24 protein-coding genes are annotated in these 25,587 nt (G+C 72.2%); 15 read left to right on the forward strand and 9 right to left on the reverse strand.

Features of this window, described 5'->3' with window-relative positions; genetic code table 11:
- Nucleotides 1–103: 103 nt before the first annotated feature.
- From ACIGO6_RS29285 to ACIGO6_RS29310, 6 genes are all read left to right on the forward strand, one after another.
- Nucleotides 104–1,561 carry a CitMHS family transporter gene (locus ACIGO6_RS29285; protein ID WP_399881530.1) on the forward strand — a complete coding sequence of 486 codons (1,458 nt, stop codon included), beginning with the start codon at nucleotides 104–106 and terminating at the stop codon, nucleotides 1,559–1,561.
- Between the two features lie 21 nt (nucleotides 1,562–1,582).
- The gene (locus ACIGO6_RS29290) at nucleotides 1,583–2,821 is read left to right on the forward strand and encodes an MFS transporter (protein WP_399881532.1); all 1,239 of its coding nucleotides are present in this window, start codon (nucleotides 1,583–1,585) and stop codon (nucleotides 2,819–2,821) included.
- Nucleotides 2,822–2,946: 125 nt separating this feature from the next.
- Nucleotides 2,947–3,141, forward strand: coding sequence for a hypothetical protein (locus tag ACIGO6_RS29295; protein ID WP_399881534.1), 195 nt, complete (start codon nucleotides 2,947–2,949; stop codon nucleotides 3,139–3,141).
- Nucleotides 3,142–3,358: 217 nt separating this feature from the next.
- The gene (locus ACIGO6_RS29300) at nucleotides 3,359–4,699 is read left to right on the forward strand and encodes an ABC transporter ATP-binding protein (RefSeq protein WP_399881536.1); all 1,341 of its coding nucleotides are present in this window, start codon (nucleotides 3,359–3,361) and stop codon (nucleotides 4,697–4,699) included.
- Nucleotides 4,700–4,824: 125 nt separating this feature from the next.
- On the forward strand, nucleotides 4,825–6,213 hold the full coding sequence (locus tag ACIGO6_RS29305) for an aldehyde dehydrogenase family protein (protein WP_399881538.1): 1,389 nt from the start codon (nucleotides 4,825–4,827) through the stop codon (nucleotides 6,211–6,213).
- A gap of 21 nt (nucleotides 6,214–6,234) precedes the next feature.
- Nucleotides 6,235–7,335: a Zn-dependent alcohol dehydrogenase gene (locus tag ACIGO6_RS29310; RefSeq protein WP_399881540.1), complete on the forward strand. Its 1,101-nt coding sequence runs from the start codon at nucleotides 6,235–6,237 to the stop codon at nucleotides 7,333–7,335.
- Between the two features lie 8 nt (nucleotides 7,336–7,343).
- Here the strand turns inward: ACIGO6_RS29310 and ACIGO6_RS29315 are convergent, their stop codons facing one another.
- The 3 genes from ACIGO6_RS29315 to ACIGO6_RS29325 all read right to left on the reverse strand — a co-directional run bounded on the left by ACIGO6_RS29315 (nucleotide 7,344) and on the right by ACIGO6_RS29325 (nucleotide 9,821).
- A complete protein-coding gene (locus tag ACIGO6_RS29315; RefSeq protein ID WP_399881542.1) occupies nucleotides 7,344–8,333 on the reverse strand; it encodes a DMT family transporter in 990 nt (329 codons plus the stop codon).
- Between the two features lie 71 nt (nucleotides 8,334–8,404).
- Nucleotides 8,405–9,118: an ArsR/SmtB family transcription factor gene (locus tag ACIGO6_RS29320; RefSeq protein WP_399881544.1), complete on the reverse strand. Its 714-nt coding sequence runs from the start codon at nucleotides 9,116–9,118 to the stop codon at nucleotides 8,405–8,407.
- A 61-nt stretch (nucleotides 9,119–9,179) separates the two neighbouring features.
- A complete protein-coding gene (locus ACIGO6_RS29325; RefSeq protein ID WP_399881546.1) occupies nucleotides 9,180–9,821 on the reverse strand; it encodes a TetR/AcrR family transcriptional regulator in 642 nt (213 codons plus the stop codon).
- Nucleotides 9,822–9,937: 116 nt separating this feature from the next.
- Here ACIGO6_RS29325 and ACIGO6_RS29330 point away from each other — a divergent pair, with 116 nt between their 5' ends.
- From ACIGO6_RS29330 to ACIGO6_RS29340, 3 genes are all read left to right on the forward strand, one after another.
- Nucleotides 9,938–11,089, forward strand: coding sequence for an acyl-CoA dehydrogenase family protein (locus ACIGO6_RS29330; RefSeq protein WP_399881548.1), 1,152 nt, complete (start codon nucleotides 9,938–9,940; stop codon nucleotides 11,087–11,089).
- A gap of 82 nt (nucleotides 11,090–11,171) precedes the next feature.
- The gene (locus ACIGO6_RS29335; protein ID WP_395576213.1) at nucleotides 11,172–11,462 is read left to right on the forward strand and encodes a YiaA/YiaB family inner membrane protein; all 291 of its coding nucleotides are present in this window, start codon (nucleotides 11,172–11,174) and stop codon (nucleotides 11,460–11,462) included.
- A gap of 85 nt (nucleotides 11,463–11,547) precedes the next feature.
- Nucleotides 11,548–12,213 (forward strand): TetR/AcrR family transcriptional regulator, encoded by a 666-nt coding sequence (locus ACIGO6_RS29340; RefSeq protein WP_399881551.1) that lies wholly within the window; start codon nucleotides 11,548–11,550, stop codon nucleotides 12,211–12,213.
- On the opposite strand, the gene ACIGO6_RS29345 is transcribed toward ACIGO6_RS29340, so the two are convergent.
- Nucleotides 12,204–12,665 carry a MaoC family dehydratase gene (locus ACIGO6_RS29345; protein WP_399881553.1) on the reverse strand — a complete coding sequence of 154 codons (462 nt, stop codon included), beginning with the start codon at nucleotides 12,663–12,665 and terminating at the stop codon, nucleotides 12,204–12,206. The genes ACIGO6_RS29340 and ACIGO6_RS29345 overlap by 10 nt on opposite strands.
- A 104-nt stretch (nucleotides 12,666–12,769) precedes the next feature.
- Here ACIGO6_RS29345 and soxR point away from each other — a divergent pair, with 104 nt between their 5' ends.
- A complete protein-coding gene (gene soxR, locus ACIGO6_RS29350; RefSeq protein WP_399881555.1) occupies nucleotides 12,770–13,282 on the forward strand; it encodes a redox-sensitive transcriptional activator SoxR in 513 nt (170 codons plus the stop codon).
- A gap of 130 nt (nucleotides 13,283–13,412) precedes the next feature.
- On the opposite strand, the gene ACIGO6_RS29355 is transcribed toward soxR, so the two are convergent.
- Nucleotides 13,413–14,018, reverse strand: coding sequence for a hypothetical protein (locus ACIGO6_RS29355; protein WP_399881557.1), 606 nt, complete (start codon nucleotides 14,016–14,018; stop codon nucleotides 13,413–13,415).
- Nucleotides 14,019–14,238: 220 nt separating this feature from the next.
- On the opposite strand from ACIGO6_RS29355, the gene ACIGO6_RS29360 reads away from it, so the two are divergent.
- Nucleotides 14,239–17,061, forward strand: coding sequence for a penicillin acylase family protein (locus ACIGO6_RS29360; RefSeq protein ID WP_399881559.1), 2,823 nt, complete (start codon nucleotides 14,239–14,241; stop codon nucleotides 17,059–17,061).
- Between the two features lie 12 nt (nucleotides 17,062–17,073).
- Here ACIGO6_RS29360 and ACIGO6_RS29365 read toward each other — a convergent pair whose 3' ends face one another.
- A complete protein-coding gene (locus ACIGO6_RS29365) occupies nucleotides 17,074–18,330 on the reverse strand; it encodes an exo-beta-N-acetylmuramidase NamZ domain-containing protein (protein ID WP_399881561.1) in 1,257 nt (418 codons plus the stop codon).
- A 186-nt stretch (nucleotides 18,331–18,516) separates the two neighbouring features.
- Here ACIGO6_RS29365 and ACIGO6_RS29370 point away from each other — a divergent pair, with 186 nt between their 5' ends.
- From ACIGO6_RS29370 to ACIGO6_RS29385, 4 genes are all read left to right on the forward strand, one after another.
- Nucleotides 18,517–19,287, forward strand: coding sequence for an SDR family oxidoreductase (locus tag ACIGO6_RS29370; protein ID WP_399881563.1), 771 nt, complete (start codon nucleotides 18,517–18,519; stop codon nucleotides 19,285–19,287).
- Nucleotides 19,284–20,975 carry a class I adenylate-forming enzyme family protein gene (locus ACIGO6_RS29375; protein WP_399881565.1) on the forward strand — a complete coding sequence of 564 codons (1,692 nt, stop codon included), beginning with the start codon at nucleotides 19,284–19,286 and terminating at the stop codon, nucleotides 20,973–20,975. Before ACIGO6_RS29370 ends, ACIGO6_RS29375 begins: the two co-directional genes overlap by 4 nt.
- A 22-nt stretch (nucleotides 20,976–20,997) precedes the next feature.
- On the forward strand, nucleotides 20,998–21,591 hold the full coding sequence (locus ACIGO6_RS29380) for a TetR/AcrR family transcriptional regulator (protein WP_311572847.1): 594 nt from the start codon (nucleotides 20,998–21,000) through the stop codon (nucleotides 21,589–21,591).
- A 168-nt stretch (nucleotides 21,592–21,759) separates the two neighbouring features.
- Complete coding sequence (locus ACIGO6_RS29385; RefSeq protein ID WP_399881567.1) at nucleotides 21,760–22,704, forward strand: FG-GAP repeat domain-containing protein; 945 nt, start codon at nucleotides 21,760–21,762, stop codon at nucleotides 22,702–22,704.
- A gap of 80 nt (nucleotides 22,705–22,784) precedes the next feature.
- Here the strand turns inward: ACIGO6_RS29385 and ACIGO6_RS29390 are convergent, their stop codons facing one another.
- The 3 genes from ACIGO6_RS29390 to ACIGO6_RS29400 all read right to left on the reverse strand — a co-directional run bounded on the left by ACIGO6_RS29390 (nucleotide 22,785) and on the right by ACIGO6_RS29400 (nucleotide 25,551).
- Entirely contained in the window at nucleotides 22,785–23,999 is a 1,215-nt protein-coding gene (locus tag ACIGO6_RS29390) for an acyl-CoA dehydrogenase (protein ID WP_399881569.1), read from the reverse strand.
- A 6-nt stretch (nucleotides 24,000–24,005) separates the two neighbouring features.
- Entirely contained in the window at nucleotides 24,006–25,031 is a 1,026-nt protein-coding gene (locus ACIGO6_RS29395) for a phosphotransferase family protein (RefSeq protein WP_399881571.1), read from the reverse strand.
- Between the two features lie 223 nt (nucleotides 25,032–25,254).
- Nucleotides 25,255–25,551: a hypothetical protein gene (locus tag ACIGO6_RS29400; protein ID WP_399881573.1), complete on the reverse strand. Its 297-nt coding sequence runs from the start codon at nucleotides 25,549–25,551 to the stop codon at nucleotides 25,255–25,257.
- Between the last annotated feature and the right edge of the window lie 36 nt (nucleotides 25,552–25,587).

Here is a 25,587-nt window from a genome sequence, read left to right on the forward strand (position 1 = left end):
TGCTCGCGTGTCAACATCTTGTTAACGCTGCTTCGCGGCACCTAACGTCGTCGCACCGCCTGCCCCGGTGGGATGTTCAAGGGCGAACGTTAGGTATCCATACATGCTGACCATCCTCGGCTTCGCCATGATCGCGACCTTCCTGGTCCTGATCATGATGAAGAAGATGTCGCCGATCGCGGCGCTCGTGCTGATTCCCGCGCTGTTCTGCGTGTTCGTCGGCAAGGGCGCCCACCTCGGCGACTACGTCATCGACGGCGTGTCCAGCCTCGCCCCCACCGCGGCGATGCTCATGTTCGCGATCGTCTACTTCGGGGTGATGATCGACGTCGGGCTCTTCGACCCGATCGTCCGGGCCATCCTTAAGTTCTGCAAGGCCGATCCGATGCGGATCGTCGTCGGTACGGCCCTGCTCGCCGCGATCGTCTCGCTGGACGGTGACGGCTCCACCACCTTCATGATCACCGTCTCGGCGATGTACCCGCTGTACAAGCGGCTGAAGATGAGCCTGGTCGTGATGACCGGTGTCGCCGCCATGGCCAACGGCGTGATGAACACCCTGCCCTGGGGCGGCCCCACCGCCCGGGCCGCGACCGCGCTGAAGGTCGACGCCACCGACATCTTCGTCCCGATGATCCCCGCGCTGGCCGTCGGTCTGCTGGCCGTCCTTGTCCTGGCGTACGTGCTCGGTCTGCGCGAGCGCCGGCGGGTGGGCACGCTCACGCTGGACGAGGCGCTGGCGCGGGAGCCGGAGAGCGAGACGGTGCTGGTCGGTGCGGGTGCGGGTGCGGGTGCCGGTTCGGCGTCGGGTGCGGGTTCGGTCTCCGGTGCCGGTGCGGGCAAGGCGTCCGGGGGTGCCGCGGGCACCGGCGGGTCCGGTGACCTCGCCGCCGCCCAGGACGGCGAGTCCGACGAAGAATTCCAGGGCCTCGACCCGAACCGGGACACCCTGCGCCCCAAGCTGTACTGGTTCAACGCGCTGCTCACGGTCGCCCTGCTCACCGCCATGATCATGGAGCTGCTGCCGATCCCGGTGCTGTTCCTGCTCGGCGCCGCACTCGCGCTGACCGTCAACTTCCCGCACATCCCCGACCAGAAGGCCCGGATCGCGGCCCACGCCGACAACGTCCTCAACGTCTCCGGGATGGTCTTCGCCGCCGCCGTCTTCACCGGCGTCCTCACCGGCACCGGCATGGTCGACCACATGGCCAACTGGCTCGTGGACACCATCCCCGACGGCATGGGCCCGCACATGGGCCTGGTCACCGGCCTGCTGAGCCTGCCGCTCACCTACTTCATGTCCAACGACGGCTTCTACTTCGGCGTCCTGCCCGTGCTCGCCGAGGCCGGCCAGGCGCACGGCGTGTCCACGCTGGAGATCGCCCGCGCGTCCATCGTCGGCCAGCCGCTGCACATGTCCAGCCCGCTGGTGCCGGCCGTGTACGTCCTGGTCGGCATGGCCAAGGTCGAGTTCGGCGACCACACGCGGTTCGTGGTGAAGTGGGCCGCCCTCACCTGCCTGGTCGTCCTCGGAGCGGGCATCCTGTTCGGCATCATCTGATCTACCTGGGAGGACACGATCATGGTGCCCGGTGGGAACCGCGGCTGGCTGCTCCGCCTCGTCATCGCCTTCGGCTTCGCGCAGGGGGCGGTGTCGATGGCCCGGCCCGCCGTCTCCTACCGGGCCCTCGCGCTGGGCGCGGACGAACGGGCGATCGGCGTCATCGCCGGGGTGTACGCGCTGCTGCCGCTGTTCGCCGCCGTCCCGCTCGGCCGCCGCACCGACCACGGCCGCTGCGCGCCGCTGCTGCCCGTCGGCGTGGTGCTCATCGCCGGCGGCTGCGCGCTGAGCGGCATCGCCGGGTCCCTGTGGACGATGGCGCTGTGGAGCGGCGTCATGGGCCTCGGCCACCTCTGCTTCGTCATCGGCGCCCAGTCGCTGGTGGCCCGCCAGTCCGCGCCGCACGAACAGGACCGCAACTTCGGCCACTTCACCATCGGCGCCTCGCTCGGCCAGCTGATCGGGCCCATCGCGGCGGGCGCGCTGATCGGCGGCCGGGACATGGCCGGCAGCAGCGCCCTCGCGCTGGTGGTGGCCGGCGCGGGCGCGGCCGTGGCGTTCACCTCGCTGTGGCGCATAGAGCACCCGGCGGCCGCGAAATCCCGTACGGAACGGGGCGCGCGCGTCCCCGTGGGGAGCATCCTGCGCGCCCGGGGCGTGCCCGCGGGCATCCTGATCAGCCTGTCGGTGCTGTCCGCGACCGACATCCTCACCGCCTACCTGCCGGTGGTCGGCGAGCACCGGGGCATCTCCCCGGCCGTGATCGGCGTCCTGCTCAGCCTGCGCGCGGCGGCCACCATCGCCTGCCGGCTGGTGCTCACGCCCCTGCTCCGGCTGCTCGGCCGCACCGCCCTGCTCACCGTCACCTGTCTGCTGGCCGCCCTGCTGTGCGCGGGTGTCGCGCTGCCGGTGCCCGTGTGGGTGCTCGCGCTGATGCTGGTGGTCCTCGGCTTCTGCCTCGGCGTCGGCCAGCCGCTGTCCATGACGACCGTCGTCCAGGCGGCCCCCGACGAGGCCCGCTCCACCGCCCTCGCCCTGCGCCTGACCGGCAACCGCCTCGGCCAGGTCGCCGCGCCCGCCGCGGCGGGCCTGATCGCCGGGGTCGCGGGTGTGGCCGCGCCGTTCGTGATGCTCGGGGTGCTGCTCCTGCTCTCCTCGGGAGTCGCCCTGCGCTCCCCGTCCGCCCGCCCGGCCGACGACTCCCCGCCCACCGAGGACACACCCCGCCGCTCGCGCCCGCTGCGCCGCACGCCGCGATAGCCGCGGCCGGGCGGCCTGTCGGGGGCGGCCCGCTGGGGGCGGGCGGTGCGAGAAGGTGCCTGACGGGCTGGCAGGATGACGCGCACGGCGCCGGCGACAAGGGACCGGGTCGGCAAGCAAGGGGGATGAGCGTGGTCGTGATCGTTCTGGTCGGAGTCCTGGTCCTCGCCGTCGGCGGGTGCGTCTGCGTCGTGTGGGCGGCCCGGGGCGGCCCGCCCTGGACGCGTGCGGTGGCGAAGGCGACCCTGCTGGCCGGCGAACTGGTGCGTGCGTCCGGCCGCTCCGGCGGGAACCGGAACCGCGGCGGCTCGGACGACTGAGGCACGGGTCGCCGATCACCTCGTGAGACGTCCCGCGCCCTGAATCCGGCCGTCCGCTTTCTCGCCATTCGGACGGTTGCACCAGGATTCGGTCCAGTGTCTTCCCCCGGCCGCGCACGGTCCGTTAACTTCCGTGACTCACGCGCCCCGTACGACCCGCACGTGGGCGTCCGACCGCGGAGCACCAGCGCTCAGTGAGCCCCCGGGGGCACCTCCCATGACACGCGCCATCTCCCTGCACGACGTGAGCAAGACCTACGCGCGAGGCGTCCGCGTGGTGGACCGGCTGTCGCTGGACATCGCGCCCGGCGAGTTCCTCGTCCTGCTCGGCCCCTCCGGGTGCGGCAAGTCCACCGTGCTGCGCATGATCGCCGGCCTGGAGGAGATCACCGACGGCCGGCTGCTGCTGGACGGCGCGTACGCCAACGACCTGCTGCCCGCCGAGCGCCGCATGGCGATGGTCTTCCAGAACTTCGCCCTGTATCCCAACATGACGACCCGCGGGAACATCGGCTTCCCGCTGCGCATCGAGGACCCGCAGGCCGACCACCGCCCCCGCGTGGACGCCACCGCCCGCATGCTGGGCATCGAGGACCTCCTCGACCGCTTCCCCGCCCAGCTCTCCGGCGGCGAACGCCAGCGCGTCGCCATGGGCCGGGCCATCGCCCGTCACCCCACCGTCTTCCTGATGGACGAACCGCTGTCCAACCTCGACGCCAAGCTCCGCAACCATCTGCGCGCCGAGATCACCAGGCTGACCCGGGAACTGGGCGTCACCACGGTCTACGTCACCCACGACCAGTCCGAGGCGATGTCCCTGGGCGACCGCGTGGCCGTGCTGCGCGGCGGCGTGCTCCAGCAGGTGGACACCCCGCGCGCCGTGTACGCCCTGCCGCGCAACGTCTTCGTCGCCGCCTTCATCGGCACCCCGCGCATCAACCTGCTGCGCGGCCTCGTCCGTGCGCCGCTCGACGGGGCGATGACCGTCAGCCTGGGCAAGCAGTACCTGCGGCTGCCCGAACCGCTCTCCCTGGACCACCAGTTGCTCCGTGTCCAGCAGGGCCGGGAGGTGATCGTGGGGCTGCGTTCGGAGGCCGTCCGGATCGGGGAGCCCGCCTCCGCCCGTCCGGGCGAGGTGCTGCTCACCGGCCTGGTCGAGCACGTCGAGTTCCAGGGGCACGAGGTCCTCGTCCACTTCAACACCGGTTCGCAGCCGGCCGTCGTGCCCGACCTGGAGGCTCCGCGGCCCGGTGCCCGCCCGGCGAGGCGCCGGCGCCGCGACGGCACCGTCCTGGAGCGCCTGAAGGAGCGGGCGGGTGCCCTGCGCGCCGGGCCGGTGGTGGTCCTGGACGACCCGGAGGAGCCTGCGGGCCCCGCGGTCGCCGCCCCCGACGGCCGCCTGCCCGGCGACCTGATCGTCCGGACCACACCCGACATCCACCTCCGGCACGGCATGCAGGTTCCTCTTCTCGTCGACCTCGCCCACCTGTTCGTCTTCGACCAGCACGGCGACCGCATCTGCCCCGCCCCGGCACGGCTGCCGGACCTGGAGGAGTGATCCCGCCGGGATCCGGCCCTCCGGGAGGGTGAGCCGCGCCACCATGGTGGCCGCCCCTGGTGCCGTAAAACTATCGGCGCTAGTTTGGGGCGCGACGACGAGGCCCGCCCGGAAGAAGGAACCCGATGAAGGCACACGACGGCATGTACATCGACGGGGCCTGGCGGCCCGCCGACGGCCGGGACACGATCGACGTCGTGAACCCGGCCGACGAGCAGGTGATCGGCAAGGTCCCCGCCGGCACCGCCCTGGACGTCGACACCGCCGTACGGGCCGCCCGCGCCGCCCTGCCCGGCTGGGCCGCCACCCCGCCCGCCGAACGCGCCGCGCGCCTGGCCGCCCTGCGGGACGGACTGGCGGCCCGCGCGGACGAGATCGCCGAGACCGTCACGGCCGAGCTGGGCTCGCCGCTGAAGTTCTCCCAGGCCGTGCACGCCGGCGTCCCGATCGCGGTCGCGGGCTCCTACGCCGAGCTGGCGGCGACGTACGCCTTCGAGGAGAAGGTCGGCAACTCGGTCGTCCACAGCGAGCCGGTCGGCGTGGTGGGCGCCATCACGCCCTGGAACTACCCGCTCCACCAGATCGTCGCCAAGGTCGCCCCGGCGCTCGCGGCCGGCTGCACCGTCGTACTGAAGCCCGCCGAGGACACCCCGCTCACCGCCCAGCTCTTCGCCGAGGCGGTGCACGAGGCCGGCGTCCCGGCGGGCGTCTTCAACCTGGTCACCGGCCTCGGCCCGGTCGCCGGCCAGGCGCTCGCCGAGCACCCGGGTGTCGACCTGGTCTCCTTCACCGGTTCCACGGCCGTCGGCCGGCGCATCGGCGCCCTCGCCGGTGCCGCCGTCAAGAAGGTCGCGCTCGAACTCGGCGGCAAGTCGGCCAACGTGATCCTCCCGAGCGCCGACCTGGCCAGGGCCGTGAACGTCGGCGTCGCCAACGTCATGTCCAACTCCGGCCAGACGTGCAGCGCCTGGACCCGGATGCTGGTCCACCGCGACCAGTACGACGAGGCCGTCGGGCTGGCCGCCGAGGCCGCCGCGAAGTACGGCGACCGCATCGGCCCCCTCGTCAACGCCAAGCAGCAGGAGCGGGTGCGCGGCTACATCGACAAGGGCGTCGCCGAGGGCGCGCGCCTCGTCGCGGGCGGTCCCGAATCCCCGCGCGAGCGGGGCTACTTCGTCAGCCCGACGGTCTTCGCCGACGTGACCGAGGAGATGACCGTCGCCCAGGAGGAGATCTTCGGGCCGGTCCTGTCCATCCTGCGCTACGAGGACGAGGAGGACGCCCTGCGGATCGCCAACGGCACGGTGTACGGCCTCGCCGGGGCCGTCTGGGCCGGGGACGAGGCGGAGGCGGTCGCCTTCGCCCGCCGGATGGACACCGGCCAGGTCGACATCAACGGCGGCCGCTTCAACCCGCTGGCGCCCTTCGGCGGCTACAAGCAGTCGGGCGTGGGCCGCGAACTGGGCTCGCACGGGCTCGCCGAGTACCTCCAGACCAAGTCCCTCCAGTTCTAGTCCAGGGGAGTTGCCCACGTCATGGCCGTCCGTACCACTGTCCGTGCCGCCGTCGTACCCGCCGTCGGCGCCCCGCTGGAGGTCACCGGCATAGAGCTGCCCGAGCCCGGCCCCGGCCAGGTCCGGGTCGGGCTCGCCGCCGCCGGGGTCTGCCACTCGGACCTGTCCCTGTCCAACGGCACCATGCGCGTGCCGGTCCCCGCCGTCCTCGGCCACGAGGGCGCCGGCACGGTCCTCTCGGTCGGCGAGGGCGTCACCCACGTCGCCCCCGGCGACCGGGTCGTCCTCAACTGGGCCCCGTCCTGCGGCGCCTGCCACGCCTGTTCGCTCGGCGAGGTGTGGCTGTGCGCGAACGCCCTGGCCGGCGCGGCGAACGTGCACGCCCGCCGCGCCGACGACGGCACCGACCTGCACCCCGGCCTCAACGTCGCCGCGTTCGCCGAGGAGACCGTGGTGGACGCCGGGTGCGTGCTGCCCTGCCCCGACGGCATCCCGCTCACCGACGCCGCGCTGCTCGGCTGCGCCGTCCTCACCGGCTACGGCGCCGTCCACCACTCGGCGAAGGTCCGCGAGGGCGAGACGGTCGCGGTGTTCGGCGTCGGGGGCGTGGGCCTCGCCACCCTCCAGGCGGCCCGGATCGCGGGCGCCTCGAAGATCGTCGCCGTCGACGTGTCCCCCGAGAAGGAGGAGCTGGCCCGTGCCGCCGGCGCCACCGACTATCTCCTCGCCTCCGACACCACCGCCCGCGAGATCCGCGCCCTCACCGGCAAACAGGGCGTCGACGTCGCCGTCGAGTGCGTCGGCCGCGCGGCCACCATCCGCACGGCCTGGGAATCCACCCGGCGCGGCGGACGCACCACGGTCGTCGGCATCGGCGGCAAGGACCAGCAGGTCACCTTCAACGCCCTGGAGATCTTCCACTGGGGCCGCACCCTGTCCGGCTGCGTGTACGGCAACGCGGACCCGGCCCGGGACCTCCCGGTGCTGGCCGAGCACGTCCGGGCCGGCCGCCTCGACCTCGGCTCCCTGGTGACGGAGCGCATCGCCCTGGACGGCATCCCGGCGGCCTTCGAGAACATGCTGGCGGGCAAGGGCGGCCGGGCGCTGGTGGTGTTCCAGTAAGCCCCGGGTCAGACCCTGCCGGCGGCGTCGTCGCGCGGTTCCGGGGCGGGTTCGCCCCGCTCCGGAACCGCCGCCGCGCGCTTCCCGGACCGCGACACCGCCACGCCGGCCAGGCACAGCGCACCGCCCGCCAGGGTGAGCAGCCCCGGCACCTCGCCCAGCGCCAGCCACGACATCAGGACGACGAGCGCGGGCACGGCGTAGGTGGTCGCGCCCATGCGGCCGGCGGTCGTACGGGCCAGGGCGTACGCCCACGTCGTGAACGCCAGCGCGGTCGGGAACACGCCCAGGTACACCATGTTGAGCGTCGCCGAGACGGGCGCGTCGGCCGCCTCGCGCACCAGCTGCCCCGTGAACGGCAGACAGAGCACCGCCCCGACCAGACACCCGAACGTCGTCACCTGGAGCGCGCTCGCGTGTCCCAGGGCCGGCTTCTGGGCGACGACCCCGCCCGCGTAGGCCACGGCGGCCAGCAGACACAGCACCACCCCGAACAGCGACGAACCGCCCTCGCCGGACATCGACAGACCCACGGTCACCGCACCGGCGAACGACACCGCCATCCCCGCCAGCAGCCGCGGCGGCAGCGCGTCGCCCAGCAGCCGGGCGCCGAGCAGCGCGATGAGGATCGGGCCGACGTTGACCACGAGGGCGGCGGTACCGGCGTCCACCTGCTGCTCGCCCCAGTTCAGGACGACCATGTACAGGCCGAACCAGAGCAGCCCCGATATCGCGATGCCCCGCCACGCCGCTCGTGGCGGCAGTCCCTCCCGGCGCAGCAGGCAGAACACCCCGAGGGCCAGGGCACCCGACAGCAGCCGCCCGAGCGCCAGCGCGCCCGGCGAGTAGGCCTCGCCGGCACTGCGGATCGAGACGAAGGCGGAGGCCCACAGGACGACGGTGACCGTGGCCGCGCCCGCCGCGAGGAGGTCCGGGCGGCGCGAGGGGGCGGCAGGGGCGGTGCGGGCGGTACTGGCGGTGCGGGCGGTACTCATCATGCTCCCGAGGCTAGGAAGGAAAGGATGCGGGGACCGGCGGTTTTCGGACCGGGTCCCGGGGCGCCGGCGCCTCAGCGCAGCGCCACCGGGTCGATGCCCAGCAGCTCGGACAGCGCGTCCTCGCCGGCCGGTGTCACCTTCACCGCCCGCTCCGAGCCGATGCGCACGCACCAACCCCGGTCCAGGGCGTGCCGGCACAGGGCCGCGCCGGCGACGCCCGCGAGATGGGGCCGGCGCTCGGTCCAGTCCAGGCAGGCCCGGGCCAGCGGCCGGCGACCGGTGGGCCGCAGGGCGATCCCGGCGTCCTCGAACCAGCCCAGCCCGGCGTCCGTGAGCGCGAACCCGGTGTCCTGGCGCAGCAGCCCGCGCCCGGTCAGCGCGTCGGTGACCGTGATGCCGAGCCGCCCGGCGAGGTGGTCGTAGCAGGTGCGCCCCCGGGCCATCGCCGACCCGGCGCTCGACGCCCGCAGGGTGCGCGGACGCCGTGCCGCCGCATCCGGTGCGACCTGCGCCGCGAGGTCCTCCACCAGCTGCGCGACCCGTTCGTCCGCCAGGCGTACGTACCGGTGCCGCCCCTGCCGCTCCTCGGCGAGCAGACCGCCGGCGACGAGCTTGCCCAGGTGCTCGCTCAGCGTCGAGGCGGCGACCCCGGCGTGCCGGGCCAGCTCACCGGCGGTCCACGCCCGCCCGTCGAGCAGGGCCAGCAGGCAGGAGGCGCGCGTCTCGTCCGCGATCAGCCCGGCCAGCCGTGCGAGCCCGGGTGCTTCGGCGTCCCTCTCGGTCATGCCGTCCAGGATGCGGTACGCACGGTTCGGCCGGCACCGAAGTGTCCTCGGAGGGGTCTCCTCAGACGTTCTCCGCCGCCTGCTCGTACTGCTGCGCCAGCCCGTCCAGCAGCGCCGTCAGCCCGGTCTCGAAGGCGCGCTCGTCGATCTTCTCCTGCTGCTCGGCGAGGAGATGGGCCTGCTGGAGGTGCGGGTAGTCGGCGGGGTCGTAGGCGCCGGCGTCGTCCACGAAGCCCCCGGCGAAGGAACCGAGGGCCGAGCCCATGATGAAGTACCGCATCAGCGCGCCGATGGACGTGGCCTGCGCCGGGGGCCAGCCGGCCGCGACCATCGCGCCGTAGACGGCGTCCGCGAGGTGCAGCGCGGCCGGACGGCGGCCGGGGCCGTGGGCCAGCACCGGGACGATGTTGGGGTGGTCGCGCAGGGCCGCCCGGTAGGAGACGGCCCAGTCGTGCAGCGCGGTCCGCCAGTCGCGGCCGTCCTCGAACATCGACAGGTCGACCTGCGCGCTCACCGAGTCGGCGACCGCCTCCAGGATCTCGTCCTTGGTGCGGAAGTGGTTGTAGAGCGAGGGCCCGCTGACGCCCAGTTCCGCGGCGAGCCGGCGTGTGGAGACGGCCGCGAGACCCTCCGCGTCCACCAGCGCGCGGGCTGTCTCGACGATCCGGTCGGTGCTGAGCAGGGGCTTGCGCGGTCGGGCCATGGCGCTCATAGTAGGGCTGCGGATTTAAACTAGCAGTGCTAATTTAAAAGTCCGCTGTTCGAGGTCCGGCCTGCCGGGCCCTTCTTTCGCGATCGTCTTCTGTGGGGTGACCCGTCATGAACCTGGAGCTCAGCGAGGAGCAGACTGCCGTCCGGCAGCTCGCCCGGGACTTCGTGGAGCGCGAGATCGCCCCCCACGTCGTCGCCTGGGACCGCGCCGAGGAGGTGGACCGGTCCCTCGTCAAGAAGCTCGGCGAGGTCGGCTTCCTCGGCCTGACCGTCGACGAGGAGTACGGCGGCTCGGGCGGCGACCACCTCGCGTACTGCCTGGTGACGGAGGAGCTGGGCCGCGGCGACAGCTCCGTGCGCGGGATCGTCTCCGTCTCCCTCGGCCTGGTCGCCAAGACCATCGCCGCCTGGGGGAACGAGGAGCAGAAGCGGCGCTGGCTGCCGGGACTCACCTCCGGCGCGTACGTGGGCTGCTTCGGCCTGACCGAGCCCGGCACCGGCTCGGACGCCGGGAACCTCTCCACCCGCGCGGTCCGCGACGGCGACGACTACGTCGTCAACGGCACCAAGATGTTCATCACCAACGGCACCTGGGCCGACGTCGTCCTGCTCTTCGCCCGCTCCACCGACGCCCCCGGCCACAAGGGCGTCTCCGCCTTCCTGGTGCCCACCGACACGCCCGGCCTGACCCGCCGCCCCGTCCACGGCAAGCTCGGGCTGCGCGGGCAGGCCACCGCCGAGCTGGTCCTGGAGGACGTCCGCGTCCCCGCCTCCGCGATGCTGGCCCCCGAGGGCAAGGGCTTCTCGGTCGCCATGTCGGCCCTCGCCAAGGGGCGGATGTCGGTCGCGGCCGGCTGCGTCGGCATAGCCCAGGCCGCGCTGGACGCGGCCGTGCGGTACGCGGGCGAGCGCGAGCAGTTCGGGAAGACCATCGCCCACCACCAGCTGGTGCAGGAGCTGATCAGTGACATCGCCCTCGACGTGGACGCGGCCCGGCTGCTGACCTGGCGGGTCGCCGACCTGATCGACCGGGGGCGGCCCTTCACCGTCGAGTCCTCCAAGGCCAAGCTGTTCGCCTCCGAGGCCGCCGTCCGCGCCGCCAACAACGCCCTCCAGGTCTTCGGCGGCTACGGCTACATCGACGAGTACCCGGCCGGCAAGCTGCTGCGCGACGCCCGCGTGATGACCCTCTACGAGGGCACGAGCCAGATCCAGAAGCTGGTCATCGGACGCGCGCTGACCGGGGTCTCGGCCTTCTGAGGGGCTTCGAGCGCGTTCTGAGTACGCGAACTGAGTACGTCGGCGGATGTGGCGGGTGCCACATCCGCCGACCCTTGTCCCCATGAGTGACACACCGGTCAAGCAGCAGAGCACCGCCGCCTTCTACGGGCAGGCCGTCGCGTCCTTCGCGGTCGCCATGATCGCCACCGCCGTCGGCATCTACAACCTCCAGGCCGACGCCTGGGTGCGTGCCTTCCTCGCCATCGCCGTCCTGTACCTGGTCACCTCGGCCTTCACACTGGCCAAGATCATCCGGGACCGCCAGGAGGCCGGGCAGATCGTGAGCCGTGTCGACCAGGCCCGGCTGGAGAAGCTCCTCGCCGAACACGACCCCTTCGAGAAGCTCGGCTGACACGTCCGCCGGACATCACCGCTAAGCGACCGCTCAGCTTCGGCGGTATGGTGGTGCTCCTGTCACCGAGAGGGGCGAACAAGCGATGAGTACGGCGGCCGAGACGGCGTGCGGCGACATCGAGCCGTGGGAAGAGGTCACCCCGGACGCGGCCCGGCGGCTCCTGGTCGCCGCCGTGGAGGCCTTCGCCGAGCGCGGGTACCACGCGACCACGACCCGCGACATCGCCGGGCGCGCCGGCATGAGCCCGGCCGCGCTCTACATCCACTACAAGACCAAGGAAGAGCTGCTCCACCGCATCAGCCGCATCGGCCACGACCGGGCCCTCGGCATCCTGCGGACGGCGGCCCAGGGCGAGGGCGACGCCACGGAGCGGCTCGCCGACGCCGTGAGCTCCTTCGTGCGCTGGCACGCGGGGCGGCGCACCACCGCGCGCGTGGTGCAGTACGAGCTGGACGCGCTCGGGCCCGAGGCCCGCGACGAGATCCTCGCGCTGCGCCGGCAGGTCGACGCCGAGGTGCGCGGGATCATCGAGGAGGGCGTGGCCGCGGGCGAGTTCGACGTGCCGGACGTGCACGGCACGACGCTCGCCGTGCTGTCGCTCTGCATCGACGTGGCCCGCTGGTTCAACGTGAACGGCCCCCGGACGCCCGACGAGGTCGGCGCGCTCTACGCCGACCTCGTGCTGCGGATGGTGGGGGCGCAGCCGCCCGCCGCCGACCGGAGCCGGCCGGCCGGCCCTCAGACGTAGTAGCGCGAGACGGACTCGGCGACGCACACCGGCTTGTCGCCGCCCTCGCGCTCCACGGTGAAGGCGACGGCCACCTGGATCCCTCCCTTGACGTCCTCGACGCCGGTGATCGTCGCCGTGGCGCGCAGCCGCGAGCCGACCGGGACGGGGGAGGGGAAGCGGACCTTGTTGGTGCCGTAGTTGACGCCCATCTTCACGCCCTCGACCTGGATCAGCTGCGGGCCGAAGAGCGGGAGCAGCGACAGGGTGAGATACCCGTGCGCGATGGTGGTGCCGAACGGGCCCGCCGCGGCCTTCTCCGGGTCCACGTGAATCCACTGGTGGTCGCCCGTGGCCTCCGCGAACAGGTCGATCCGCTTCTGGTCGACCTCCAGCCAGTCGGTGTATCCCAGTTGCTCGCCCACCGCCGCCTTCACATCGTCGGCGGATGTGAAGATCCTCGGCTCTGCCATGTCCCGGCCTCCCGCGTCGAAGTCTAAGCGACTGCTTAGCATGGTCGTCGTCGAGGCCCATGTCAACGGACCGGGCGGGTGACGGAGTGGGTAGGCTTCGAGGGGTGCCCCAGATTCCCGAGAAGATCCACGAGCTCACCGTCGGCCAGCTCGCCGCGCGCAGCGGCGCCGCCGTCTCCGCCCTGCACTTCTACGAGTCCAAGGGCCTGATCACCAGTCGTCGCACTTCGGGCAACCAGCGCCGCTACAGCCGTGACGCGCTGCGCCGGGTCGCCTTCGTCCGCGCCGCCCAACGGGTCGGGATTCCCCTGGCCACCATCCGCGAGGCCCTCGCCGAACTGCCGGAGGAGCGCACGCCCACCGAGGAGGACTGGGCCCGGCTCTCCGCGTCCTGGCGCTCCGAACTGGACGAGCGCATCAAGCAGTTGAACCGGCTGCGCGACCACCTGACCGACTGCATCGGCTGCGGCTGTCTGTCGCTGGACACCTGCGTCCTGTCCAACCCCGACGACGTCTTCGGGGAACGCCTCACCGGCTCCCGCCTTCTGGCGGAGCGCCGCGACGCCACCGTCCCCAGGCGCGCGGGCCGGACCCGTGAACGGGCGACGGAGTGCTGAGGCCGACGGCACGCTGACGCACCTGCGGCCACGGTGCGTTCCCTCGCATCCGGCGCCGGCGGCTGCCTGCCGGCCGTGAGCGCGTACGGGCCGTCGGGGGTGCGGCATCCCCTGCACACCCCCGGGCCGGCTACGCCGACATCAGCAGCCGTCGCCCCCGCCTGGCCTCCGCCAGCGCGTCCGGGGTGAGGACGGGCCGCGGGACCAGGATCCCGCAGTCCGTGCAGACGGGGCCCGTCGAAGGTTCGTGGTGGAGGTCGTACTTCCAGACGAGGCGGCCCCCTTCGCACACCGGGCACACCGACCCCGGCTCGCGCTCCAGGGCGGAGATGAGCCGGCGCAGCACTTCCGCCAGCGGCCCGTCGGGATGGATCCGGGGGTCGTCGCACCAGGCGACCCCGAAGCCGCCCCAGGTCAGCCGGTGCCAGTCGTCCACGCTGCCCGGCCTGCGCAGCCCGTCGTGCTTCTCCTTCCTGCGCCGCTCGGCGAACGCGACCTCATAGGCCAGCCACACCGAACGCGCCTCCTCCAGCTCCTCCAGTGCGGCCACGAGCCGCGCCGGGTCGGGGGAGCGGTCCTCGAGGCCGAAACCCGCCCGGGAGCACAGGTGGTCCCAGGTCGCCCGGTGCCCGTAAGGGGCGAACCGTTCAAGGCACTTGCGCAGCGAATAGCGCCGTAGCGCCAGGTCGCACCGTGGATCGCGGACCTGTCTCGCCAGACTCCGGAAACCGGCCATCGCCCTGCACCTCCGTCACACCTGCTGCTGTACTTCGGTCACTTCGGCGTCGTCCAACGGACGTCGCCGAATAGACGTATCGACACGCGATTCGGCTCCATCCGATTTCCGATGCCCCTCATCAGCCGACCCACCCGCTCGAAAAAGTGACGCATGCTCACCTTCCCCCTCGGGGATACCGGCGGTAACGTCCGGCCAACCCCCGTCGGGAGGAGCTGCCATGCCACGGCGCACCCCACGCAACGCCCTCGACAGACCGAGAAGTCCTGGACTGAGAACTCCCCGCGGCTTCCACGGGTTCCTGAAGGGCGCATCCGTATGCGCCCTCATTGCCGGTCTTTTGTCACCGCTTTCCCCGGCGATGGCAGCCGACACGGGCGCCCCCGCCGCACCCACCCCACAGGCGTCGGCCGACGACCACTGCGGCGGCCAGTGCTCCGACATCCTGCCGCCCGGCCAGAACGGCAACGCCACCCTCGCCCAGATCCTCCTCAACCAGGCCTTCGGCACCCAGCCCGCACACGCCGAGGACCAGCTCGGCCCCTACGCGAACCTCGCCACCGGCTACTCCGGCCTCACCAACGACACGATCAACACCTTCTTCAACGACGCCTCCTTCGGCGTCCCCGAGGGCCAGGTCGCCTCCACCGTCCGCCCCGCCGGCCGCGACGACGTCACCATCGTCCGCGACAGGAAGACCGGCGTGCCGCACATCACCGGCACCACCCGCTACGGCACCGAGTTCGGCGCCGGCTACGCGGCCGCGCAGGACCGGCTGTGGCTGATGGACCTCTTCCGGCACGTCGGACGCGGCCAGTTGACCCCCTTCGCCGGCGGTGCCCCCGCCAACCAGGGCCTGGAGCAGCAGTTCTGGCGCAGCGCCCCCTACACCGAGGCCGACCTCGAGGCCCAGATCGTCGGCGCCGCCGCCAAGGCCGGCGAGCGCGGCAAGCTGGCCCTGGCCGACGTGGACGCCTACGTCGCCGGCATCAACGCCTACATCGACGCCTCCGACAAGGGCCGCTACTTCCCCGGCGAGTACGTCCTGACCGGCCACAAGGACGCCCTCACCAACGCCGGTACCATCGAGCACTTCCAGCGCACCGACCTGATCGCCCTGGCCTCCGTCATCGGCTCCCTCTTCGGCTCCGGAGGCGGTGGCGAGGTCACCAACGCGCTCTCCCTGCTCGCCGCCCAGGAGAAGTACGGCGTCGAAGAGGGCACCGAGGTCTGGGAGTCCTTCCGCCAGCGCAACGACCCCGAGGCGGTCCTCACCCAGCAGGACGGCAGCTTCCCGTACCTCACCGCACCGGAGGACCCGCGGGGCCGTGCCCTTCCCGACGCCGGCTCGGTCGAGGCGGAACCGCTGGTGTACGACCGTACGGGCAGCGCCGCCGCCCCGAGCGCCACGGGCGCCTCCGCCACCGCGGCGGACGCGGCCGTCACCTCGGCCCGGCGCGGCATGTCCAATGCCCTCGTCGTCAGCGGCGAGCACACCGCGAGCGGCCACCCGGTCGCCGTCTTCGGCCCGCAGACCGGCTACTTCGCGCCGCAGCTGCTCATGCTCCAGGAGATCCAGGGCCCGGGCATCAGCGCCCGCGGCGCCTCCTTCGCCGGCCTGAGCATGTACGTCGAACTCGGCCGCGGCCAGGACTACGCGTGGAGCGCAACCACCTCCGGCCAGGACATCATCGACACCTACGCGGTCGAGCTGTGCCAGGACGACCACCACTACCTCTACCGCGGCACCTGCACGCCCATGGAGAAGATCGAGCGCAAGAACGCCTGGAAGCCCACCGTCGCCGACGGCACCGCGGCCGGCTCCTACACGATGCGGGTCTGGCGCACCAAGTACGGCCCGGTCGAGTACCGCGCCACGGTCGGCGGCAAGAAGGTCGCCTACACCTCCCTGCGCTCCTCGTACCTGCACGAGGCCGACTCGATCATCGGCTTCCAGATGCTGAACGACCCGGACTACCTGAACAGCCCCGAGCGCTTCCAGAGCGCCGTCCAGCACATCAACTACACCTTCAACTGGTTCTACGCCGACTCCGAGCACACCGCGTACTACAACAGCGGTGACAACCCGGTACGGGCGGACGGCGTCGACGCCGACTTCCCGGTCTGGGCCCGCCCGGCGCACGAGTGGCGGGACTGGGACCCGGCCGCCAACACGGCCCGCTACACCCCGCCCGCCGCACACCCGCAGTCACGGGACCAGGACTACTACGTCTCCTGGAACAACAAGCAGGCCCGGGACTACACCACCGCGCCCTGGGGCAACGGCTCCGTCCACCGCGGCAACCTCCTCGACGACCGCGTGAAGAAGCTGGTCGCCGACGGCGGCGTCACCCGCGCCGCGCTGGTCAAGGTGATGGCCGAGGCGGGCCTCGCCGACCTGCGGGCCGAGGACGTGGTGCCCGACCTGCTGAAGGTCATCGACTCCGCGCCGGTGACCGACCCCGCGACGAAGACGGCCGTGGACCGGCTCCGGGCATGGCTCGCGGCGGGCAGCCTGCGAACGGAGACCTCGGCCGGCGCGAAGCGGTACGCCCACGCCGACGCGATCCGCACCCTGGACGCCTGGTGGCCGCTGCTGGTGAAGGCCGAGTTCGAACCCGGCCTCGGCAGCGACCTGTACACCGCCTTCACCCGCAACCTCCCCGTCGACGAGTCCCCGTCCGCCGCCCACGGCCCGACCGGCGCCCACGCCGGCAGCGCCTTCCAGTACGGCTGGTGGAGTTATGTCGACAAGGACATCCGGGCCGTGCTCGGCGAACCGGTCGAGGGCCCGCTCGCGCGCGCGTACTGCGGTGGCGGCGACCTCGCCGCCTGCCGGGACACCCTGGTCGCCACCCTGAAGGAGGCCGCGGGCCGGACGGCCGCCCAGGTCTATCCCGGCGACGCCACCTGCTCGGCGGGCGACCAGTGGTGCGCCGACTCGGTGATCCACCGCACCCTCGGCGGCATCAGGCACGGCGGCATCGGCTGGCAGAACCGGCCGACCTACCAGCAGGTCGTGGAGTTCACGTCCCACCGGTAGGGGGCGGTGCGCCTACTTGTAGAGCAGGTACTGGCGGCGCGTCCTGCGGAACGCCGCCAGTTCCGCCTCCCATCCGCCCACCACCTCGTCGGTGTCCGCGCCCGCGTCGATCATCGTGCGCACCTGCGTGGAGCCGGTGAGCTTGTCGATCCAGTGGTCCGACCGCCAGGCGAAGCCGCCCCAGCTCCGCCTGGCGGTCACCAGGAGGGCGATTCCGGTGCGCACCGGGTCGAAGGCGGCCCGGTCGTGCACGTGGAGTTGTACGCCGCCGACGGTCTTCCCCTGGAACTTGGAGAAGGTGGGCGCGAAGTACGCCTCCCTGAAGCGCACGCCGGGCAGGTCGAGCTCGTTCGCGGCGGCGGCCCAGCGTCCGTCGATCCCCTCCGCGCCGAGCAGTTCGAAGGGGCGGGTGGTGCCGCGGCCCTCCGACAGGTTCGTGCCCTCGAACAGGCACGTCCCCGAGTACACCAGCGCGCACTCCGGCGTCGGCATGTTCGGGCTCGGCGGCACCCAGGGCAGCCCGGAGGCGTCGTAGAACTCCGACCGCTTCCAGCCCGTCATCGCCACGGTCTCCAGGGGCACCGGCGACGTCAGGAACTCGCCGTTGAAGAGCCGCGCCAGCTCGGCGACGGTCATGCCGTGCGCCTGCGCGACGGGCTTGCGGCCGACGAAGGTCGCGAACTCCTCGTGCAGGACCGGGCCGAGGGCCGCCCGCCCGGTCACCGGGTTCGGCCGGTCCAGGACCACGAACCGCTTGCCCGCGAGCCGCGCCGCCTCCATGCAGTCGAACAGCGTCCAGATGTACGTGTAGAAGCGCGCGCCGACGTCCTGGATGTCGAAGACGACGGTGTCCACGCCGGACGCCGTGAAGATGTCCGCGAGCGGCTGTCCGCTCTTCAGATACGTGTCGTAGACCGGCAGCCCGGTCGCGGGGTCGTCGTAGCGGCCCTCGGAGCCGCCCGCCTGGGCGGTGCCGCGGAAGCCGTGCTCGGGGCCGAAGACGGCGATCAGGTCCACGCGGTCGTCGGCGTGCATGACGTCGACGATGTGGCGTACGTCGCGGGTGATGCCGGTCGGGTTGGTGACGATGCCGACCCGCTGCCCCTCGAGCGGGGCGTAGCCGTCGTCGGCCAGGCACTCGAAGCCGGTGCGCAGCCGGCGGCCGCCCTGGCCGCCGGGCGCCGCCTGTGCCGGGCCGGCGGTGACGGCCGTGGTGCCGGCCGCCACCGCGGCCGTGGTGACGAGCAGGTTGCGTCTGGACAGCGTCATGCGGTGACCTCCGTGATCGCGGCGGGTGTCATGCGCACGCACGCTAACCCGCGTCCTGGGCCGTACGGAATGGAGTAGACCGCGGTTCGCCTCTTCCGTCGCACATACCGACTGGTTAGTCTGGCGCTGCAGCAGGCCCGCGCCTGTCCCACGCATGTGGTGCCGCAGCCGTGTCGAAGGAGACCGATGGTGGAAGCCGTGCAGAATGCCTCAGTCGTCGTCACCGGGGCGGGAGGCGGCATCGGCGCCGCGCTGGCCCGCCGCTTCGCCGCCGGGGGCGCCCGGGTCGTCGTCAACGACCTGGACGCCGACCGGGCGAAGGCCGTCGCCGACGAGATCGGTGGCATCGCGGTTCCGGGCGACGCCTCCGCGATCGTCACCGAGGCCCGCGAGGCGCTGGGCGGCACCGTCGACGTGTACTGCGCCAACGCGGGTGTCGGCTCCGGCGGCACGGAGGCCGCGGAGGAGGCCGTATGGGCGCTCGCCTGGGACGTCAACGTCATGGCCCACGTCCGCGCGGCCCACGAGCTGATCCCCGACTGGCTGGAGCGCGGCAGCGGTCGGTTCGTCTCCACCGTCTCGGCCGCCGGACTGCTCACCATGATCGGCGCCGCCCCCTACAGCGTCACCAAGCACGGCGCGTACGCCTTCGCCGAGTGGCTGTCCCTGACGTACCGCCACCGCGGGATCAAGGTGCACGCCATCTGCCCGCAGGGCGTGCGCACCGACATGCTCACCGCGAGCGGCGGCGCGGGCGACCTGGTGCTCGCGCCGACCGCGATCGAGCCCGAGGACGTGGCGGACGCCCTCTTCGAGGGCATCGAGCAGGACCGCTTCCTGATCCTGCCGCACCCCGAGGTCGCCAAGTACTACGAGGCGCGGGCCGCCGAGCCCGACCGCTGGCTGCGCGGCATGAACCGCCTCCAGCGGCAGTGGGAGGAGGCGACGGCCCGATGACCGGCTCCCGCTACGCGGCCAAGCCCTGGCTGGACCTGCTGACCGACGCCCAGAAGGCCCCGCTCGACCCGGACGCCTCCCTGGTGCACGCCCTGCGCCGGGCCGCCGCCGAGGCCCCCGACCGCGCCTTCCTCGCCTACTTCGACGGCCGCCTCACCTACCGCGAGGTGGACGAGCTGAGCGACTCCGTCGCCGGGCACCTCGCCGCGCGGGGGCTGGAGCGCGGCGACCGGGTCGCGGTCCTGCTGCAGAACTCGCCGCACTTCGTGCTCGCGGTGCTGGGCGCCTGGAAGGCGGGCGCGGTGGTCGTGCCCGTCAACCCGATGTACAAGGCGGGGGAGGTCGGCCACGTCCTGCGGGACGGCGAGGTGGCGGCGCTGATCTGCTCCGACCGCGCCTGGGAGTCGTACCTGCGCGAGACGGCGGCCGACACGCCGGTGCGGATCGTGCTCACCGGGTGCGAGTTGGACTTCCAGACCCGCCAGGACGCGCGCGTGCTGACGTTCGAGCGGCTGCCGGTCGCCACCGACGCCGACGACCTCGCAAAGGCCGCCCGCGCCGGGCGCAAGGCTCCGGAAGGACGTGACCCGGAGCCCGGCGACACCGCGCTCATCAGCTACACCTCGGGAACCAGCGGCACACCCAAGGGCGCCACCAACACGCACCGCAACATCATGTACAACGCCGAGCGCCAGCGCACCGGGCTCGGCCTGCCCGAGGCGCCGGTCTACTTCGCGCTGGCGCCGCTGTTCCACATCACCGGCATGGTCTGCGAGTTCGGGGCCTGCCTGAACAGCACGGGCACGCTCGTGCTGGCCTACCGCTTCGAGGCGGGCGTCGTGCTGGACGCGTTCGCCGAGCACCGCCCGCACTACACGGTCGGCCCGTCCACCGCCTTCATGGCGCTGGCCGCCCACCCGTCCGTCACCCGCGAGCACTTCGCCTCCTTCGCGAACATCTCCTCCGGCGGCGCACCGCTGCCGCCCGCCCTGGTGGAGAAGTTCCGTGCCGGCTTCGGGCCCTACATCCGCAACGGCTACGGACTCACCGAGTGCACCGCCCCGTGCGCCTCGGTCCCGCCGCACCTGGAGGCGCCCGTCGACCCGGTCTCCGGCACCCTCGCCGTCGGGGTGCCCGGCCCGGAGACCGTCGTGCGCATCGTCGACGAGCAGGGCGCCGAAGTGCCCTTCGGGGAGCAGGGCGAGATCGTCGTGAGCGGCCCCCAGATCGTCCCCGGCTACTGGCGGCGCCCCGACGCCACCGCCGAGACCTTCCCCGGCGGCGAGCTGCGCACCGGCGACATCGGCTTCATGGACGACCGGGGCTGGCTCTACGTCGTCGACCGCAAGAAGGACATGATCAACGCGTCCGGGTTCAAGGTCTGGCCGCGCGAGGTCGAGGACGTGCTCTACACCCACCCGGCGGTGCGCGAGGCCGCCGTCGTCGGGGTGCCCGACGGGTACCGCGGGGAGACCGTCAAGGCGTACATCAGCCTCCGTCCGGGCGCCGACACGGACCCGGACGCACTCGCCGCGTACTGCGAGGAGAGACTGGCGGCCTACAAATACCCGCGCCAGGTGGAGATCCTGCCCGACCTGCCGAAGACGGCGAGTGGGAAGATCCTCCGTCGGGAACTGCGTTCCCGTACGCAACAGGGCGAACAGGAACGGCCACGGAACGGCCACTGAAAAGGAAAGGCAGGTGACGGCAGTGCCCAGGACCACGGACGGGGACGGCACTCCGGTGCCGCAGCGGCTCCTGGCCGCCGCCACCCGGCTCTTCGCGGAGCAGGGCTACGACCGCACCTCGGTACAGGAGATCGTCGAGGCGGCCGGCGTCACCAAGGGGGCGCTGTACCACTACTTCGGCTCCAAGGACGACCTCCTGCACGAGGTGTACGCGCGCGTGCTGCGCCTCCAGCAGGAACGACTGGACGCCTTCGCGGACTCCGACGAGCCGGTGGAGAAGCGGGTCCGCGACGCGGCGGCCGACGTCGTCGTCACCACCATCGAGAACCTCGACGACGCGTCGATCTTCTTCCGCTCCATGCACCAGCTGAGCCCGGAGAAGAACAAACAGGTGCGCGCCGAGCGCCGGCGTTACCACGAGCGGTTCCGCGCGCTCATCGAGGAGGGCCAGCAGGCCGGCGTCTTCACCAAGGAGGCCCCGGCCGACCTCGTGGTGGACTACCACTTCGGTTCCGTCCACCACCTGTCCACCTGGTACCGCCCCGACGGCCCGCTCAGCCCCCAGGAGGTCGCCGACCACCTGGCCGACCTGCTGCTGCGGTCCCTGCGCCCGTGAGGTGATCGACGAGGGCCGCCGCCCGTGGTACCGCGTGCCGCGGCGGCCGGGTCTCCAGTGGTTGAAGAGGCGATGAATTACCGGTGAGGTTTATGAGGGTCCTGTGAGAGGCTTGATCAACGCGGCGCGGAAGCCGCGCTGTTGAGCCCATCGCAGGGGGGAACCTCCATGATCAATACCCGACGCCGGTCCGCGCTGCGGGGCACCGTCACCGCCGTCGCGGTCGCCCTGGCCACGACCGCCGGTACGGCCTTCGCCGCCGGTGACCCGGCCGGGCCCGAGCAGGCCCGCACCGAGGCCGTCGCCGAGCAGCAGGCCCGCCAGAAGACCGCGAGCCCCGCGCCGAGCGCCCGCGCCGCTGCCGTCCCGGTGACGACGCCCACGTTCTCGATGACCGCCGTGGACAAGCAGACCGACGAGCTGTACCTGTACTTCGCGGACGAGGCGGGCGGCTTCGAGCCCCGCTACTCCGTGGGCGTCACCTTCGAAGCATTCGCCGACGCGATCGACGTCGACAACGACAGGGACGGGTGGAGCGACGGCACCTGGTACCTCCACAAGGACGGCACGCTGGACTACAGCTGGATCGACGACAACCTCGAGCACCACAGCCACGAGGTCGGCTGGAACTACGACATCTACACCACGCTGCTGTCCCCCGGCGACCTCGGCGGTGCCCAGGAGGCCGATCTCATCGGCATCGACGAAGCCGGTGTCCTGTGGGTCTACCTCGCCTACCCGGACGGCACCGTCACCTCTCGCGTACGCATAGGCCAGGGCTGGGACCAGTACACCCAGATCGCCGGCCAGGGCGACCTGACCGGCGACGGCAGGGCCGACATCGTCGCCCGGGACAAGGCCGGCGTGCTGTGGCTCTACAAGGGCACGGGCGACTACAAGGCCCCCTTCGCGCCCCGTACGGAGATCGGTCGCGGCTGGAACATGTACGACCGTCTGCTGTCGGTCGGTGACCTCGACGCCGACGGCACGTCGGACCTGGTCGCGCGCGAGCCGGACGGCGACCTGTACCGGTACTCCGGCACGGCCTCTCCGGCCGTGTACGAGAAGCCGGTGAAGATCGGCTGGGGCTACGACATCTACAACCTGCTGTAGCGGCGACCGGCAGGCCGGAGCGGGGTCACCGGTACCCGCTCCGGCCTCGCCGGCCCACCTGCCCGCTTCACCGACGGGCGCTACAGGTACTTCTTGATCTCCCGGCGCGCCAGTGAGCGCTGGTGGACCTCGTCCGGGCCGTCGGCGATCATCAGCGTCCGGGCGCCGGCGTAGAGCTCGGCCAGCGGGAAGTCCTGGCTCACGCCGCCCGCGCCGTGCAGCTGGATCGCCCGGTCGATGATGTCGACCACCGCGCGGGGCGTGGCGATCTTGATGGCCTGGATCTCGGTGTGGGCGCCCCGGTTGCCGACGGTGTCCATCAGCCAGGCCGTCTTGAGGACGAGCAGCCGCAGCTGCTCGACGGTGACGCGCGCGTCCGCGATCCAGTTGTGGACGACGCCCTGCTGGGCCAGTGCCTTGCCGAAGGCCTCGCGGGACACCGCGCGCCTGCACATCAGCTCGATCGCCCGCTCGGCCATGCCGATCAGCCGCATGCAGTGGTGGATGCGGCCGGGGCCCAGCCGGGCCTGGGCGATGGCGAAACCGCCGCCCTCCTCGCCGATCAGGTTCGACACCGGCACGCGCGCGTGGTCGAAGGTCACCTCGGCGTGGCCGCCGTGGTAGTGGTCCTCGTACCCGAAGACCTGCATGGCCCGGTCGACGGTGACGCCGGGCGTGTCGCGGGGGACCAGCACCATGGACTGCTGGCGGCGGATGTCCTCGCCCTCCGGGTCCGTCTTGCCCATCACGATGAAGATCCTGCAGTCCGGGTTCATCGCCCCGGAGATGTACCACTTGCGGCCCGTGATGACGTACTCGTCGCCGTCGCGCTCGATGTGCGTCGTGATGTTCGTGGCGTCCGAGGAGGCCACGTCCGGCTCGGTCATCGCGAACGCCGAGCGGATCTCACCGGCCAGCAGGGGCTCGAGCCACTGCTTCTTCTGCCGCTCGTCGGCGAACTGGGCCAGCACCTCCATGTTCCCCGTGTCGGGCGCCGCGCAGTTCGTCGCGGTGGGCGCCAGCTGCGGGCTGCGGCCGGTGATCTCGGCGAGCGGCGCGTACTGGAGGTTGGTGAGCCCCGCGCCGTACTCCGCGTCGGGGAGGAAGAGGTTCCACAGGCCCTGGCGGCGGGCCTCGGCCTTCAGGTCCTCCACGACCTGCGGGGTGTCCCACGGGGAGGCGAGGCGGGCGCGCTGCTCGTGGGCGACCTGCTCGGCCGGGTAGACGTACTCGTCCATGAAGGCGAGCAGCCTGGCGCGGAGTTCCTCGGTGCGTGCGTCGTACGCGAAGTCCATGACGGATCAGCCTTCCTGAAGGGTGGTCAGGCCGTGCTCGATGAAGACGGGGACGAGGTCGCCGATGCGGTCGAAGCCGCGGCCGACCGTCTGGCCCAGCGTGTAGCGGTAGTGGATGCCCTCCAGGATCACGGCGAGCTTGAACCAGGCGAACGCCGTGTACCAGGCGACCGCCGACACGTCGCGCCCCGAGCGGGCGGCGTACCGCTCGACCAGCTCGGCGGGGGAGGGGTGGCCGGGGGCCTGGGCCGTGGTGGAGACGGGAGAGTCGGGCATGCCGAGCGGGCTGCTGTACATCACCAGCAGGCCGAGGTCGGTGAGCGGGTCACCGAGGGTGGACATCTCCCAGTCGAGGATCGCCCTGATCTCGTCGTTCTCCCCGCCGATCAGGACGTTGTCGAGGCGGTAGTCGCCGTGCACGACGGTCGGGGCGGGGGAGCCGGGCAGCTCCCGGCCGAGCGTGGCGTGCAGCTCGTCGATGCCGGCCAGGTCACGGTTGCGGGAGGCGTCCAGCTGCTTGGCCCAGCGCCGCAACTGCCGGTCGAGGAAGCCCTCGGGGCGGCCGAAGTCCGCGAGGCCCACCTCCGCGGGGTCCACCGCGTGCAGCTCGACGAGCGTGTCGACCAGGTTCAGCACCGCGGCCCGGGTGCGCTCGGGGCCGAGCGGGGCGAGCTGGTCGGCGGTGCGGTACGGGGTGCCCTCGACGAACTCCATGACGTAGAACGGCGCCCCGAGGACCTCCTCGTCCTCGCAGAGGAGCACGGGGCGCGGTACCGGTACGTTCGTCGGGTGCAGCGCGCTGATCACCCGGTGCTCGCGCTTCATGTCGTGTGCGGTGGCCAGGACGTGGCCGAGCGGGGGGCGCCGGACCACCCACTTCGCGGTGCCGTCCTCGACCGCGTAGGTGAGGTTCGAGCGTCCGCCCTCGATGAGCCGGCCGGACAGCGGGCCGCTCACCAGGCCGGGCCGCTCGCGGTCGAGCAGGCCGCGCAACCGTTCGAGATCGAGTCCGGGCGGGTGGTCGGGGCTCATCGTCGCTCCTACGGGCAGGGGAACAATACCCGACTCATGATGCCGACCGGTCGGTATGCCGTCCAGAGGGGGAGCGGAACGTGATCGGAGCCACGATAGGCCGACAGCTCCCGGCGCGGGGCGCGAGGAGCTGTGTCAGGCGTGATGGTGGTGTGTTCGGTGTGTTCGGTGTGTTTGACGTGTGTCGTGTGTTCGGCGTGTGCCGGACGGGTGTCGTGTTCGGTCAGTGGTCGTCCCAGTGCCCGTCGTGCGCGGCGTGACGGTGGCCGTCGTGGAGGTAGTCGACGTGGTCGCCGTGCTGCACGCGCGCGTGCCCGCAGTTCTCGTCGTGCCGGTGGTCGTGGCTCTCGTGGGCGGTGTGCCCGGCGGGCTCGCACTCGTCCCAGTGGCCGCTGTGCGCGCGGTGCAGATGCCCGTCGTGCGCGTAGTCCACGTGGTCGCCGTGCGGCACCTCGGTGTGCCCGCAGCCGGGGCCGTGGGTGTGCGTGTGGGTGGTGTGTTCCTGGTGGAGAGTGGTCATGGCGCTCACCTTATCGGTGCATATCCGGATATTCGG

It is taken from the genome of Streptomyces sp. NPDC053750 (assembly GCF_044544295.1).
Classification (GTDB): Bacteria; Actinomycetota; Actinomycetes; order Streptomycetales; family Streptomycetaceae; genus Streptomyces.

Excerpts from the sequence above, each read along its gene's own strand:
- ACIGO6_RS29285 (WP_399881530.1), top strand. The coding sequence starts at position 104 with ATGCTGACCATCCTCGGCTTCGCCATGATCGCGACCTTCCTGGTCCTG.
- ACIGO6_RS29290 (WP_399881532.1), top strand. The coding sequence starts at position 1,583 with ATGGTGCCCGGTGGGAACCGCGGCTGGCTGCTCCGCCTCGTCATCGCC.
- ACIGO6_RS29295 (WP_399881534.1), top strand. The coding sequence starts at position 2,947 with ATGAGCGTGGTCGTGATCGTTCTGGTCGGAGTCCTGGTCCTCGCCGTC.
- ACIGO6_RS29300 (WP_399881536.1), top strand. The coding sequence starts at position 3,359 with ATGACACGCGCCATCTCCCTGCACGACGTGAGCAAGACCTACGCGCGA.
- ACIGO6_RS29305 (WP_399881538.1), top strand. The coding sequence starts at position 4,825 with ATGAAGGCACACGACGGCATGTACATCGACGGGGCCTGGCGGCCCGCC.
- ACIGO6_RS29310 (WP_399881540.1), top strand. The coding sequence starts at position 6,235 with ATGGCCGTCCGTACCACTGTCCGTGCCGCCGTCGTACCCGCCGTCGGC.
- ACIGO6_RS29315 (WP_399881542.1), bottom strand. The coding sequence starts at position 8,333 with ATGATGAGTACCGCCCGCACCGCCAGTACCGCCCGCACCGCCCCTGCC.
- ACIGO6_RS29320 (WP_399881544.1), bottom strand. The coding sequence starts at position 9,118 with ATGACCGAGAGGGACGCCGAAGCACCCGGGCTCGCACGGCTGGCCGGG.
- ACIGO6_RS29325 (WP_399881546.1), bottom strand. The coding sequence starts at position 9,821 with ATGGCCCGACCGCGCAAGCCCCTGCTCAGCACCGACCGGATCGTCGAG.
- ACIGO6_RS29330 (WP_399881548.1), top strand. The coding sequence starts at position 9,938 with ATGAACCTGGAGCTCAGCGAGGAGCAGACTGCCGTCCGGCAGCTCGCC.
- ACIGO6_RS29335 (WP_395576213.1), top strand. The coding sequence starts at position 11,172 with ATGAGTGACACACCGGTCAAGCAGCAGAGCACCGCCGCCTTCTACGGG.
- ACIGO6_RS29340 (WP_399881551.1), top strand. The coding sequence starts at position 11,548 with ATGAGTACGGCGGCCGAGACGGCGTGCGGCGACATCGAGCCGTGGGAA.
- ACIGO6_RS29345 (WP_399881553.1), bottom strand. The coding sequence starts at position 12,665 with ATGGCAGAGCCGAGGATCTTCACATCCGCCGACGATGTGAAGGCGGCG.
- ACIGO6_RS29355 (WP_399881557.1), bottom strand. The coding sequence starts at position 14,018 with ATGGCCGGTTTCCGGAGTCTGGCGAGACAGGTCCGCGATCCACGGTGC.
- ACIGO6_RS29360 (WP_399881559.1), top strand. The coding sequence starts at position 14,239 with ATGCCACGGCGCACCCCACGCAACGCCCTCGACAGACCGAGAAGTCCT.
- ACIGO6_RS29365 (WP_399881561.1), bottom strand. The coding sequence starts at position 18,330 with ATGACGCTGTCCAGACGCAACCTGCTCGTCACCACGGCCGCGGTGGCG.
- ACIGO6_RS29370 (WP_399881563.1), top strand. The coding sequence starts at position 18,517 with ATGGTGGAAGCCGTGCAGAATGCCTCAGTCGTCGTCACCGGGGCGGGA.
- ACIGO6_RS29375 (WP_399881565.1), top strand. The coding sequence starts at position 19,284 with ATGACCGGCTCCCGCTACGCGGCCAAGCCCTGGCTGGACCTGCTGACC.
- ACIGO6_RS29385 (WP_399881567.1), top strand. The coding sequence starts at position 21,760 with ATGATCAATACCCGACGCCGGTCCGCGCTGCGGGGCACCGTCACCGCC.
- ACIGO6_RS29390 (WP_399881569.1), bottom strand. The coding sequence starts at position 23,999 with ATGGACTTCGCGTACGACGCACGCACCGAGGAACTCCGCGCCAGGCTG.
- ACIGO6_RS29395 (WP_399881571.1), bottom strand. The coding sequence starts at position 25,031 with ATGAGCCCCGACCACCCGCCCGGACTCGATCTCGAACGGTTGCGCGGC.
- ACIGO6_RS29400 (WP_399881573.1), bottom strand. The coding sequence starts at position 25,551 with ATGACCACTCTCCACCAGGAACACACCACCCACACGCACACCCACGGC.